The 12,820-nt window shown below is 72.4% G+C and carries 13 protein-coding genes; 9 read left to right on the plus strand and 4 right to left on the minus strand.

The features are described from left to right. Nucleotides 1-41 precede the first annotated feature (41 nt). Nucleotides 42-614, plus strand: coding sequence for a GNAT family N-acetyltransferase (locus ACFYYT_RS07945; RefSeq protein WP_351818394.1), 573 nt, complete (start codon nucleotides 42-44; stop codon nucleotides 612-614). A gap of 42 nt (nucleotides 615-656) precedes the next feature. Next, nucleotides 657-2,360 (plus strand): proline--tRNA ligase, encoded by a 1,704-nt coding sequence (locus tag ACFYYT_RS07950; protein ID WP_351818397.1) that lies wholly within the window; start codon nucleotides 657-659, stop codon nucleotides 2,358-2,360. An 11-nt stretch (nucleotides 2,361-2,371) separates the two neighbouring features. Here ACFYYT_RS07950 and ACFYYT_RS07955 read toward each other — a convergent pair whose 3' ends face one another. Genes ACFYYT_RS07955 through ACFYYT_RS07970 form a run of 4 tightly spaced genes read right to left on the minus strand, consistent with a single transcriptional unit; the run spans nucleotide 2,372 to nucleotide 5,255 of the window. Continuing rightward, a complete protein-coding gene (locus ACFYYT_RS07955; protein ID WP_351818400.1) occupies nucleotides 2,372-3,280 on the minus strand; it encodes a slipin family protein in 909 nt (302 codons plus the stop codon). A 43-nt stretch (nucleotides 3,281-3,323) separates the two neighbouring features. Continuing rightward, a complete protein-coding gene (locus tag ACFYYT_RS07960) occupies nucleotides 3,324-4,226 on the minus strand; it encodes an aminoglycoside phosphotransferase family protein (RefSeq protein WP_351818403.1) in 903 nt (300 codons plus the stop codon). Nucleotides 4,227-4,242: 16 nt separating this feature from the next. Further along, nucleotides 4,243-4,701, minus strand: a complete 459-nt coding sequence (locus ACFYYT_RS07965) for a DUF4439 domain-containing protein (RefSeq protein ID WP_351818406.1) — start codon at nucleotides 4,699-4,701, stop codon at nucleotides 4,243-4,245. Then, nucleotides 4,698-5,255, minus strand: coding sequence for a hypothetical protein (locus tag ACFYYT_RS07970; RefSeq protein WP_351818409.1), 558 nt, complete (start codon nucleotides 5,253-5,255; stop codon nucleotides 4,698-4,700). The genes ACFYYT_RS07965 and ACFYYT_RS07970 overlap by 4 nt, the downstream gene beginning before the upstream one ends. Nucleotides 5,256-5,411: 156 nt before the next feature. Here ACFYYT_RS07970 and rimP point away from each other — a divergent pair, with 156 nt between their 5' ends. From rimP to truB, 7 genes are all read left to right on the plus strand, one after another. Beyond that, complete coding sequence (rimP, locus tag ACFYYT_RS07975) at nucleotides 5,412-5,909, plus strand: ribosome maturation factor RimP (RefSeq protein ID WP_351818412.1); 498 nt, start codon at nucleotides 5,412-5,414, stop codon at nucleotides 5,907-5,909. Nucleotides 5,910-5,911: 2 nt separating this feature from the next. Then, nucleotides 5,912-7,072, plus strand: coding sequence for a transcription termination factor NusA (gene nusA / locus ACFYYT_RS07980; protein ID WP_351818414.1), 1,161 nt, complete (start codon nucleotides 5,912-5,914; stop codon nucleotides 7,070-7,072). A 133-nt stretch (nucleotides 7,073-7,205) separates the two neighbouring features. Next, nucleotides 7,206-7,493, plus strand: coding sequence for a YlxR family protein (locus tag ACFYYT_RS07985; protein WP_351818417.1), 288 nt, complete (start codon nucleotides 7,206-7,208; stop codon nucleotides 7,491-7,493). A 148-nt stretch (nucleotides 7,494-7,641) separates the two neighbouring features. Then, on the plus strand, nucleotides 7,642-10,767 hold the full coding sequence (gene infB / locus ACFYYT_RS07990) for a translation initiation factor IF-2 (RefSeq protein WP_351818420.1): 3,126 nt from the start codon (nucleotides 7,642-7,644) through the stop codon (nucleotides 10,765-10,767). Between the two features lie 188 nt (nucleotides 10,768-10,955). After that, entirely contained in the window at nucleotides 10,956-11,249 is a 294-nt protein-coding gene (locus ACFYYT_RS07995; RefSeq protein WP_351818423.1) for a DUF503 domain-containing protein, read from the plus strand. Between the two features lie 40 nt (nucleotides 11,250-11,289). Next, on the plus strand, nucleotides 11,290-11,748 hold the full coding sequence (rbfA, locus tag ACFYYT_RS08000) for a 30S ribosome-binding factor RbfA (protein WP_351818426.1): 459 nt from the start codon (nucleotides 11,290-11,292) through the stop codon (nucleotides 11,746-11,748). Next, nucleotides 11,745-12,653, plus strand: a complete 909-nt coding sequence (gene truB / locus ACFYYT_RS08005) for a tRNA pseudouridine(55) synthase TruB (RefSeq protein ID WP_351818429.1) — start codon at nucleotides 11,745-11,747, stop codon at nucleotides 12,651-12,653. Before rbfA ends, truB begins: the two co-directional genes overlap by 4 nt. Nucleotides 12,654-12,820: the final 167 nt, after the last annotated feature.

Consider the following 12,820-nt stretch of genomic DNA (forward strand, 5'->3'; position numbering starts at 1 on the left):
AGCCGTACCGGAGCGGCACTACCCCGCAGTAAGGTCGCCGCATGCTGCCTACCCCCGGGGGCGACGACCCCGTACGGCCCGCCGGACTCCGCATCGGGCACCTCGACCTCGTCGGCCGCGTGGACGAGGCCCTGCGCGTCCAGGCCGTGGCCTTCGGGCTCAGCGAGGAGGAGGTCGGCATCCGGCGCTACATCGTCCAGCGCCACATGACCTGCCCCGGCGCCCGCGCGCTCGGCGCCTACACCGACGACGGATCCCTCGCCGGATTCGTCTACGGCATGCCCAACGACCGCGCCCACTGGTGGTCCACCATCGTCGAGCCCTACCTGCGCGCCGAGGGCGCCGACCACTGGCTCGACGGCTCCTTCGTCATCACCGAACTGCACGTCCACCCCGGCTTCCAGGGCCGCGGCGTCGGCCGCGCCCTGATCACCCGGATCACCGACACCGCCGCGGAGCCCCGCTCGATCCTCTCCGCCATCGACACCGACAGCCCGGCCCGCGGCCTGTACGCGGCCCTCGGCTACCGGGACCTGGCCCGCCGCGTCCACTTCCCGAGCGCGAGCCTCCCGTACGCCGTCATGGGCGCCCCGCTGCCGCTGCGCAGGCCCTGAATCCGTTTCCGGCCGCCGCGCGGCCCCGGCTAGGCTCCCGGCATGTCAACGCAACACGTGCAGCGCATGTCCCGCCTCATGGCCAAGACCCTCCGCGAGGACCCGGCCGACGCCGAGACCCTCAGCCACCGCCTCCTGGTGCGGGCCGGCTACGTCCGCCGCAGCTCCGCCGGGGTGTGGACCTGGCTGCCGCTCGGCAAGCGGGTCCTGGACAACGTCTCCCGCATCGTCCGCGAGGAGATGGACGCCATCGGGGCGCAGGAAGTGCTGCTCCCGGCGCTGCTGCCGAAGGAGCCCTACGAGATCAGCGGCCGCTGGTCCGAGTACGGCGACCTGCTGTTCCGGCTGAAGGACCGCAAGGGGGCCGACTACCTGCTCGGCCCCACCCACGAGGAGATCTTCACCCTCGTCGTGAAGGACCAGTGCACGTCGTACAAGGACCTGCCGGTCATGCTCTACCAGATCCAGACCAAGTACCGCGACGAGGCCCGGCCCCGCTCCGGAGTGCTGCGCGGGCGCGAGTTCCAGATGAAGGACTCCTACTCCTTCGACGTCTCCGACGAAGGCCTCGCGGAGTCCTACCGGCTCCACCGCGAGGCCTACGTCCGCATCTTCGAGCGCCTCGGCCTGGACCACCGGATCGTCTCCGCGGTCTCCGGGGCGATGGGCGGCTCGGCGTCCGAGGAGTTCCTCGCCCCGGCCGCGGCGGGCGAGGACACCTTCGTGGACTGCCCCTCCTGCGACTACGCCGCCAACACCGAGGCCGTCACCTTCGCCCTGGCCCCCGTGACCGCCGAACACCCGCCGATCGAGGAGGTGGACACCCCCGACACCCCCACCATCGAGTCGCTGGCGGCGCACCTGGGCGTCCCCGCCTCCGCGACCCTGAAGAACCTCCTCGTCAAGGTCGACGGCGAGATCACCGCCGTCGGCGTGCCCGGCGACCGCGAGGTGGACCTCGGCAAGCTCGGCGAGCACCTGGCCCCCGCCGTGGTCGAGCTGGTCACCGCGGAGGACTTCGCCGACCGCCCCGACCTGGTACGCGGCTACGTGGGCCCGCAGGGCCTCGACAAGGTCCCGTACATCGCCGACCCCCGTGTCGCGCCCGGCACTTCCTGGGTGACCGGCGCCAACAAGCCCGACACGCACGCGCGCAACGTCGTCTGCGGCCGGGACTTCGAGGTGGACCGCCACCTGGACGTGGTCGTCGTCGAGCCGGGCGACCCCTGCCCCTCCTGCGGGAGCGGACTGCGCCTGGACCGGGCCATCGAGATCGGGCACATCTTCCAGCTCGGCCGCAAGTACGCCGACGCCTTCGGCCTCGACGTCCTCGGCAAGGAGGGCAAGCCCGTCCGGGTCACCATGGGCTCCTACGGCATCGGCGTCTCCCGCGCCGTGGCCGCCCTCGCCGAACAGAGCGCCGACGAGCGGGGCCTGTGCTGGCCCGCCGCCGTGGCGCCGGCCGACGTACACGTGGTGGCGGCGGGCAAGGCCGTCCCGCTGGCCCTCGCGGAGGAGGCCGCGCAGGCCCTGGCCGCAGCCGGGCAGCGGGTCCTGCTCGACGACCGGCCCGGGCTCTCCCCGGGCGTGAAGCTCACCGACGCGGAGCTGATCGGCGTGCCGTGGATCCTGGTCGCGGGCCGCCGCTCCGCCGACGGCGTGGTCGAACTCCAGGACCGCGCCGCCGGCACCCGCGAGGAACTCCCCCTGGCCGAGGCCCTGTCCCGGCTGACCGCCCGCGCCTGACCCGTACGGTGCTACGCCGCCCGCCCCTCCGGCTCCGCCGGGGGCGGCGGGGGCGCCGGGGGCAACGCCGCGCCGCCCGGCCCGAGTTCCGGCGGGGCGGGCTCCGGAGCCGGGGCCGCGGCCGGCTGCGGGGGCGCGGTCGCCGCAGGGGCCCCCGGAGCGGGGGCGGCCCGCTCCAGGAAGCGCAGCAGCTCCACCGGGAACGGCAGCACCAGCGTGGAGTTCTTCTCCGCCGCGACCGCCACCACCGTCTGGAGCAGCCGCAGTTGGAGGGCCGCCGGCTGCTCCGACATCACCGCCGCCGCCTCCGCCAGCTTCTTCGAGGCCTGGAGCTCCGCGTCCGCGTTGATCACACGGGCCCGCCGCTCGCGGTCCGCCTCCGCCTGCCGGGCCATCGACCGCTTCATCGTCTCCGGCAGCGACACGTCCTTGATCTCCACCCGGTCGATCTGCACGCCCCAGCCCACCGCCGGACTGTCGATCATCAGCTCCAGCCCCTGGTTGAGCTGCTCCCGGTTCGACAGCAGATCGTCCAGGTCGCTCTTGCCGATGATCGAGCGCAGCGAGGTCTGCGCCATCTGGGAGACCGCGAACCGGTAGTCCTCGACCTCGATGACGGCGCTCGCCGCGTCCACGACCTTGAAGTACACGACCGCGTCCACCCGCACCGTGACGTTGTCCCGGGTGATGCCCTCCTGGGCCGGCACCGGCATCGTCACGATCTGCATGTTCACCTTGCGCAGCCGGTCCGCGAACGGCACCACCATCGTGAAACCGGGTCCGCGCACACCCTCGCGCAGCCGGCCGAAGCGCAGCACCACGCCCCGCTCGTACTGCTTCACCACCCGGGCGGCGGCCACCAGGTACACCGCCGCGCCCGCGGCGGCCGCGATTCCCGCTGTCAGCAGTTCTTCGACCATGACGGCCCCCTGCCGGACATACACCTCTTACCTACGGTATGCCCTACAGCCAGGCCGCGAACTCCAGCAGCAGCTCCGCGTCCCGGCGCCGCCCCGCGGCCAGGGCCCGTACCCCGGACTCCACCGCCCGGAACACCGTCCAGCCCCGGAGCCGGTCGCGGTCCACCTCCAGCGAGTCCGCGAGCCGGTTCACCCGGCGCCGGGCCCCCGCCGCCCCCGCCGAGGTCGCCACCTGGTCCTCCAGCCGGTCCCGCACCAGCCGGGCCAGGTCGTACGCCCGCTCGCCGACCAGCGGCTCCGGGCCCACCGTCAGCCATGGCGCCCGCTCCCCGGCCAGCACCTTGCCCTGCCGGAAGTTGCCGTGCAGCAGCAGCTCCTCGCCCGGCAGCGCCGTCAGCTCCGCACGCAGGGCCAGCGCCGTGTCCGCGAGGGCGCGCACCTCGGCGGGTGCCGCGCGCAGCGCCCCGCCCTGGCGTTCCGTGTGCGCGGCCACCGTCTCGAAGGGGTGCCCCGCGGGCGGCTCCACCCACAGCCGCCGCAGCGTGCCGCACGCCTCCAGCAGGGCCTTGGCGTCCGGCAGCGAGCGCAGCGACACCTCCGGGTGCAGGCGCTCCAGCAGCATCCCGCCGTCGGCCTCGTGATGGCGCGAGTCGAGGACCCGTACGGATCCGAAACCGCCCCAGTGGGCGAGCGCGGCCAGCTCCCGGGCCGGCCGGGCCCCCGGCGGCGCCAGCTTCAGGGCGGCCGGAGTGCCGTCGGCGTACCGGACGAGGAGCACCAGGCTGCTGCGGCCCCCCGGGGCCTGGACCCGCTGGGCCACGACCTCGCGGCGCTCCAGTGCCTCCTCGGCGAGCCCGGGCAACCGCCCCAGCCAGTCGGTGTCCTGCGCCGTCGCCGGCAGCTCGCCGAGCGCCCGTACGAGCCGCTGCGGCGGTTCGAAAGCCATGCGTGCGTGGTCCCTTTCAGCTGGTCGGGGCTCGGTCGGAGCGTTCAGCGAGCCCAGGGAAGGCTACGCCGACCCCGCGCCAGCGTGCCGCGCGCACGGCCGCGGCGCTGAGTGCGTCGGCCGCCTCGCGGCGCAACTGGCCGTCCGCCGCCCGGACCAGATCGGAATACGCCCCCGCCACCCGGTCCTCGATCACCGCGGCCAGCCGCTCCGTGTCCTCGGGGGTGCGCAGCTCGAACGGCAGGGCGTACGCGGCCTCGGCGGCCACGGGCGCGCCGCCCAGCTCGCGCACCTTGCGGGTGAGCGCGTCCCGGCGCGCCAGATGGTTGCCGTACGCCTCGCGGGCCTCGGTCGCGCGCTCCGCCGCGACCCGGGCGCCGATCACCCCGTACCCGTACGCGGCCGCGTGCTCGGCGGCCAGGGCGGCCTGGGCGGCCTGGAGGGAGCGGCCGGCGGGGGAGGGTTCGGGCTTCACGAGGCGGCTCCGGAGTTCGAGGTCAGCAGGTACGCGTGGACGGCGCCGCAGGCCGCGACGGAGGCCAGCATCCGGGCCAGCTCCCCGGGCGCCCCGGCCAGCGCGATGGTCCGCGCCTGCGACAGGCTCCGCTCGGCGTCGGCGAGCGCGCTCAGCGCCTCGGCGGGCTGCGGCGCGACGGCGTCCCGGGCGGCCGCCGACGCTCCGGACGGCGCGGGGGCGGGAGCCGACGCCGACGCAGAGGGGGAGCGGCCGCCGCCGGCGGGCTCCGCGAAGGCCAGGGCCGTCGCGTGGGCGGCGACGGCCGCGCGCAGCGGCGCGAGGCGCTCCGAGAGGCCCGGATGGGCGGCGGCGGTGGCGTCGTAACGTTCCAGCAGCCGCGCACTGTCACGGACGGCGCCCTCGCGCATCCGCCGTTCGAGTGGAACACCGGTGTCGGCGCCGGAGGCTGCGCCGTCACCGGTGCACCCGGTGATCAGGGCGGCCCCGGCCGCTCCGGCGGCTCCGGCGAGCAGGCTCCTTCGCGAGGGTCTCACGGGCAGGGTCCAGGGCACGGCGCCGTCCTCGGGGTGGTGTCGGGGCAGGGTGTGATCACGGTACCCGGGGGCCCCGTCCGCAGCGCGGACGGCAACACCCTCCGCGACCGGATACCCTTTGACCTGACACGCGACGAAAACCACAACAGCACACGCGGCCGAGGAGTCACCCGGATGAGCACCAACCAGAGCGACAGGCTGCGCGGATTGCTGGAGCCGCTCGTCGCCGCCAAGGGCCTGGACCTCGAGGAGATCGAGCAGTCCAAGGCGGGCAAGCGCCGCATGCTGCGGATCGTCGTGGATTCCGATGAGGGCGTGGAGCTGGACGTCTGTGCCGAGCTGAGCCGTGAGGTCTCCGATCTGCTCGACGAATCCGACGTCATGGGCGAGGAAGAGTACGTCCTCGAAGTCAGCTCCCCGGGCGCGGACCGCCCGCTCAGCGAGCACCGTCACTACGTTCGGGCTACGGGCCGCCTGGTGAAGTTCCAGCTGGCCGAGGGCGGGGAACTGATCGCCCGCATCCTCGACGTCGACGACGAGGGCATGGACCTGGAAGTACCGGGCGTGAAGGGCCGCAAGGCGACCGCCCGCCGCATCGCGTTCACCGACATCGCCAAGGCGCGTGTCGAGATCGAGTTCAACCGCAAGGACAAGAAGGAAGAGGAGGCGTAGCCGTGGACATCGACATGAGTGCCCTGCGGGGTCTGGTCAGGGAGAAGGAGATCTCCTTCGACCTGCTCGTCGAGGCGATCGAGTCGGCCCTCCTCATCGCGTACCACCGCACCGAGGGCAGCTTCCGGCGCGCCCGCGTCGTGCTCGACCGCACCAATGGTCACGTGGTCGTGTGGGCGACGGAGGACCCGAGGGACCTCGAAGAGGGCCAGGAGCCCAAGGAGTTCGACGACACGCCGTCGGACTTCGGGCGGATCGCCGCGACGACCGCCAAGCAGGTGATCCTCCAGCGTCTGCGCGACGCCGAGGACGACCTGACCTTCGGCGAGTTCGCCGGCCGCGAGGGCGACGTCATCACCGGCGTCGTCCAGCAGGGCAAGGACCCCAAGAACGTCCTGGTCGACATCGGCAAGCTGGAAGCCATCCTGCCGGTGCAGGAGCAGGTCCCCGGTGAGGAGTACACGCACGGCCTCCGCCTGAAGGCGTACGTCGTGCGGGTGGCGAAGGGTGTGCGCGGTCCGTCCGTGACCCTCTCGCGCACCCACCCCAACCTGGTGAAGAAGCTGTTCTCGCTGGAGGTCCCCGAGATCGCCGACGGCAGCGTCGAGATCTCGGCGATCGCCCGTGAGGCCGGTCACCGCACCAAGATCGCCGTCCGGTCGACCCGCTCGGGCCTTAACCCGAAGGGCGCCTGCATCGGCCCGATGGGCAGCCGCGTGCGCAACGTCATGGCCGAGCTGCACGGCGAGAAGATCGACATCGTCGACTGGTCGGACGACCCGGCGGAGATGGTCGCCAACGCCCTGTCACCCGCCCGGGTGAGCAAGGTCGAGGTCGTCGACTGGGACTCGCGCTCCGCGCGGGTGACCGTGCCCGACTACCAGCTGTCGCTGGCCATCGGCAAGGAGGGCCAGAACGCCCGCCTCGCCGCGCGGCTCACCGGCTGGCGCATCGACATCCGCCCCGACACCGAGGACACCTCGGACCGGGACGGGGAGGGCGCGGGCGGCCGGGACGGCGACCGCGGCCATGACCGCGACCGCGGCCATGACCGCGACCGCGGCCAGGACCGCGGTCAGGACCGCGACCGTGGTCACGACCGCGGTCAGGACCGCGACCGTGGTCACGACCGCGGCCAGGCTCAGGGCCGGGGCCGGGAATAAATCGGTACCGGTCGGAGGTTTCCGGCCGGTAGACAGGGACCTGAAACACTTGAAGGTCCCTGTCGATCACAACGACATCCGTTCGATTTTTCACCTGAAGGGGTGAGGTCGCTACGGGGAGGTAGACTTAAGCGTGTCTGGCCGGACGCAAGCCCGCGCATGCCCCGAACGCACCTGTGTGGGGTGTCGGGAGCGAGCGGCCAAGAGCGATCTGCTGCGCATCGTGGCGGTCGGAGACGAATGCGTCCCCGATCCGCGCGGTACGCTGCCCGGCCGGGGTGCCTACGTGCACCCCGCCGTGGTCTGCCTCGACCAGGCGGTCCGCCGCAGAGCGTTCCCCCGGGCCCTCAGGTCCGCAGGACCGCTCGACACGGCGGCACTGCACACGGCCCTGGCCGCACAGGCCGAGGCCACACCGTAAGCAGTAGTACGGCACGGATACCCCGTGCGGTCAGGTACCTCGCGAGTTGGAAGTAGGTCGAGATTGCGATGAGCACTCGATGAGTACGCGATGAGTACGCCCATGAAGTAGCGACGGTCCGGCGTAACCCGGACCTAAAAGGAGCGAAGTGGCTAAGGTCCGGGTATACGAACTCGCCAAGGAGTTCGGAGTCGAGAGCAAGGTCGTCATGGCCAAGCTCCAAGAACTCGGTGAATTCGTCCGTTCGGCGTCCTCGACGATCGAGGCGCCGGTTGTACGCAAGTTGACTGACGCACTGCAGGGGCCCGGCGGCAACGCCGGCAAGTCCGCTGCGAAGCCCGGCGCGCCCCGCAAGGCCGCGCCCGCCAAGCCCGCGGCGCCCTCCCCGGCCGCCGCGGCACGTCCCGCTGCTCCGAAGCCCGGTGCGCCGGTGGCCCCCAAGCCGCCCGTCGCCGAGGCTCCGGCCGTCAGCGCCCCCGTGACTCCGGCCGCATCCGGCCCGCGTCCCGGTCCCAAGGCTCCGGCCGCCCCGAAGCCCGCTCCGGCGGCTCCCGTGGCGACCGAGTTCTCCGCGCCTCCGGCGGCCCCGGCCGCCCCGGCGCGCACTGAGCGCACCGAGCGCACCGAGCGTCCCGCCGCGGCCCCCGGCCCCCGTCCGGCGCAGCAGCGTCCGGCGGCCCAGGGTGGTCAGCCCGGCGCCCGTCCCGGCGCCCCGCGCCCGGCCGGTGCTCCCGGTGCCCAGGCCCCGCGTCCCGGTGGCCAGGCCCCGCGTCCGCAGGGCGGCCGTCCGGCCGGTCCCCGTCCGGGCAACAACCCGTTCACCTCTGGTGGCTCCACCGGCATGGCGCGCCCGCAGGCGCCCCGTCCGGCCGGCGCTCCCCGTCCCGGTGCCCCCGGCGCCGGCGGCGGCCAGGGTGCTCCCCGCCCGCAGGGTGGTCCCGGTGGCGCTCCGCGTCCCCAGGGTCCCGGTGCGGGTCGTCCGACCCCGGGCGGCATGCCCCGTCCGCAGGGCGGCGCCCCGCGTCCCGGTGGTGCTCCCGGCGGTAACCGTCCCAACCCGGGCATGATGCCGCAGCGTCCCGCTGCCGGTGGTCCCGGTCCCCGTCCCGGCGGCGGCCCCGGTGGCCGTGGTCCCGGTGCGGGCGGTGCCCGTCCCGGTGGCGCCGGTCGTCCCGCGGGCGGCGGCTTCGCCGGCCGTCCGGCCGGTCCGGGCTCGCGTCCGGGCGGCGGCGGCTTCGGCGGCCCGCGTCCGGGTGGCGGCGGCTTCGGCGGCGGCCCGGCCGGTGCCGGTGGCGGCGGTCGTCCCGGCTTCGGCGGGCGTCCCGGTGGTCCCAACGCCCGTGGTGGCACGCAGGGCGCCTTCGGCCGTCCCGGCGGTCCGGCCCGTCGTGGCCGCAAGTCCAAGCGTCAGAGGCGCCAGGAGTACGAGGCCATGCAGGCCCCGTCCGTCGGCGGCGTGATGCTGCCGCGCGGTGGCGGCGAGACCGTGCGCCTGTCGCGCGGTGCCTCCCTCACCGACTTCGCGGAGAAGATCAACGCCAACCCGGCGTCGCTCGTCGCCGTGATGATGAACCTCGGCGAGATGGTCACGGCCACGCAGTCCGTCTCCGACGAGACCCTCGAAATGCTGGCCGGCGAGATGAACTACATCGTTCAGATCGTCAGCCCGGAGGAAGAGGACCGCGAGCTCCTCGAGGGCTTCGACATCGAGTTCGGCGAGGACGAGGGCGGCGAGGAATACCTCATGCCGCGTCCGCCGGTCGTGACCGTCATGGGTCACGTCGACCACGGTAAGACCCGACTGCTCGACGCCATCCGCAAGACGAACGTCGTTGCGGGCGAGGCCGGCGGCATCACGCAGCACATCGGTGCGTACCAGGTCTCGACCGAGGTCAACGACGAAGAGCGTCGCATCACCTTCATCGACACCCCCGGTCACGAGGCGTTCACCGCCATGCGTGCCCGTGGTGCGAAGTCGACCGACATCGCGATCCTCGTGGTCGCGGCCAACGACGGCGTCATGCCGCAGACGATCGAGGCGCTCAACCACGCCAAGGCCGCCGGCGTCCCGATCGTCGTCGCGGTCAACAAGATCGACGTCGAGGGTGCCGACCCGGTCAAGGTGCGCGGTCAGCTCACCGAGTTCGGTCTGGTCGCCGAGGAGTACGGCGGCGACACGATGTTCGTCGACATCTCCGCCAAGCAGGGTCTGCACATCGACTCCCTGCTGGAGGCCGTCGTCCTCACCGCCGACGCCTCGCTCGACCTGCGTGCCAACCCCGAGCAGGACGCTCAGGGTATTGCGATCGAGTCCCACCTCGACCGTGGCCGCGGTGCCGTCGCCACCGTCCTCGTCCAGCGCGGTACCCTCCGCGTCGGCGACACGATGGTCGTGGGCGACGCCTACGGCCGTGTGCGCGCCATGCTCGACGACAAGGGCAACAACGTCGAGGAAGCGGGTCCGTCGACCCCCGTCCTGGTCCTGGGTCTCACCAACGTCCCCGGCGCCGGCGACAACTTCCTCGTCGTCGACGAGGACCGCACCGCCCGTCAGATCGCCGAGAAGCGTGCTGCGCGTGAGCGCAACGCCAACTTCGCCAAGCGCGTCCGCCGGGTGTCCCTGGAAGACCTCGACTCGGTCCTCAAGGCCGGTCTGGTCCAGGAACTCAACCTCATCATCAAGGGCGACGCGTCCGGTGCGGTCGAGGCCCTCGAGTCCTCGCTGCTCCAGCTCGACGTCGGCGAAGAGGTCGACATCCGTGTCCTGCACCGCGGTGTGGGTGCGGTCACCGAGTCCGACATCTCGCTGGCGATGGGCTCCGACGCCATCGTCATCGGTTACAACGTCCGTGCGGCCGGCCGTGCCGCGCAGATGGCGGACCGCGAGGGTGTCGACGTCCGCTACTACTCGGTGATCTACCAGGCCATCGAGGAGATCGAGGCGGCCCTGAAGGGTCTCCTCAAGCCGGAGTACGAAGAGGTCGAGCTCGGTACGGCGGAGGTCCGCGAGGTCTTCCGCTCGTCCAAGCTGGGCAACATCGCGGGTGTTCTCATCCGCTCCGGCGAGGTCAAGCGCAACACCAAGGCGCGGCTCCTGCGCGATGGCAAGGTCATCGCCGAGAGCCTCACCATCTCCGGTCTGCGCCGCTTCAAGGACGACGTCACCGAGATCCGCGAAGGCTTCGAGGGCGGTATCAACCTCGGTTCCTACAACGACATCAAGATCGACGACGTCATCGCGACGTACGAGATGCGCGAGAAGCCCCGCGCGTAAGCGCGAGGCGCACCGCGGTGTGTCGTAGGCAGCTGTAACACCGGGGCCGGTCGGCGGAATATCCGTCGATCGGCCCCGGCCGTTGCGTGTACGGTTCTGATGACCCGGGCGCGCGGCGGCCGGGAGAACCCTCCGGGTGACGGCCCGGCGGGCCACCTAACCCGAACCGGCGGGACATCCGGAACTGCATGTACGTGGGGACCTTGTCCTTCGATCTGCTCCTCGGCGACGTCCACTCGCTGAAGGAGAAACGCTCCGTCGTCCGGCCCATCGTCGCCGAGCTCCAGCGCAAGTTCGCCGTGAGCGCGGCCGAGGTGGGAGACCAGGACCTGCACCGCAGGGCCCGTATAGGGGTGGCCCTGGTGAGTGGGGACGCGGGGTTCGTATCGGACGTGCTCGACCGCTGTGAGCGGCTCGTCGCGGCGCGTCCGGAAGTGGAGCTGCTGTCCGTGAGACGGCAGTACCACGGTGATGAAGACTGACTTTTAGCTTGTCTGCACGACAGAAGAAGGAGACGGACCAGTGGCCGACAATGCGCGGGCGAAGAAGCTGGCGGACCTCATCCGGGAGGTGGTGGCCGAGAAGCTGCTGCGCGGAGTCAAGGACCCCCGCCTCGGTACGCACGTGACCATCACGGACACCCGGGTCACCGGCGACCTGCGGGAGGCCACGGTCTTCTACACGGTCTACGGGGACGACGAGGACCGGGCCAGCGCGGCAGCGGGCCTGGAGAGCGCCAAGGGCGTTCTGCGCTCCGCCGTGGGCCGGGCGGCGGGAACCAAGTTCACGCCCACCCTGACCTTCGTCGCGGACGCCCTGCCGGAGAACGCCAAGACCATCGAGGACCTCCTCGACAAGGCGCGTTCCTCCGACGCCCAGGTGCGGGAGGTCTCCTCCGGTGCCCAGTACGCCGGCGAGGCCGACCCGTACAAGAAGCCGGGCGAGGACGAGGACGACGACGAGGACGCAACCGCGGAATGAGCACCGAAGCAGGGAAGACTCCGGACGGCCTCGTCATCGTCGACAAGCCGTCCGGTTTCACTTCGCACGACGTGGTCGCCAAGATGCGCGGGATCGCCAAGACCCGTCGCGTCGGCCACGCGGGCACGCTCGACCCGATGGCGACGGGCGTCCTCGTCCTCGGCGTCGAGAAGGCCACCAAGCTCCTCGGCCACCTCGCGCTGACGGAGAAGGAGTACCTCGGGACGATCCGTCTCGGGCAGTACACCCTCACGGACGACGCCGAGGGCGAGATCACCTCGTCGGCCGACGCCTCCGGGGTGACCCGCGAGGCCGTCGACGCGGGGATCGCCAAGCTGAGCGGCGAGATCATGCAGGTCCCGTCCAAGGTCAGCGCCATCAAGATCAAGGGTGTGCGCTCCTACAAGCGCGCCCGCGACGGCGAGGACTTCGAGATCCCGGCCCGGCCGGTGACCATCTCGTCGTTCCAGGTCTACGACATGCGGGAGGCGGAGGCCGAGGACGGCACCAAGGTCGTCGACCTCGTCGTCTCCGTGGTCTGCTCCAGCGGTACGTACATCCGCGCCCTCGCCCGCGACCTGGGCGCCGACCTCGGCGTCGGCGGCCACCTCACGGCGCTGCGGCGCACGCGGGTGGGCCCGTACAAGCTCGACCGGGCGCGGACGCTGGACCAGCTCCAGGAGGAGCTGACCGTCATGCCGATCGGCGAGGCCGCCGCGGCCGCGTTCCCGCGCTGGGACCTGGACTCCCGGCGGGCCTCGCTGCTCGCCAACGGGGTGCGGATCGAGATGCCGGACGCGTACCAGGAGGGCCGGACGGTCGCCGTCTACGGGCCCCAGGGGCAGCTGCTCGGGCTCGTGGAGAGCAAGGGCGGCAAGGCGAAGTCGCTGGCGGTCTTCGTCTGAGGCTGCGGGGCCTTGAGGTGCTGGGTGCTTTGACGCCTTGACGCCTTGACGCTTTGACGCTTTGACGTGGAGCGGTGAGCGCACATGGACTGCTGCTCACCGCTCCACGACCCCCCTCGGGTAGGTCTTTATCCACCCGGAGCTCCGTATTCACCCGTCCGTGCAGG

Source organism: Streptomyces sp. NPDC002032, assembly GCF_042890765.1.
Classification (GTDB): domain Bacteria; phylum Actinomycetota; class Actinomycetes; order Streptomycetales; family Streptomycetaceae; genus Streptomyces.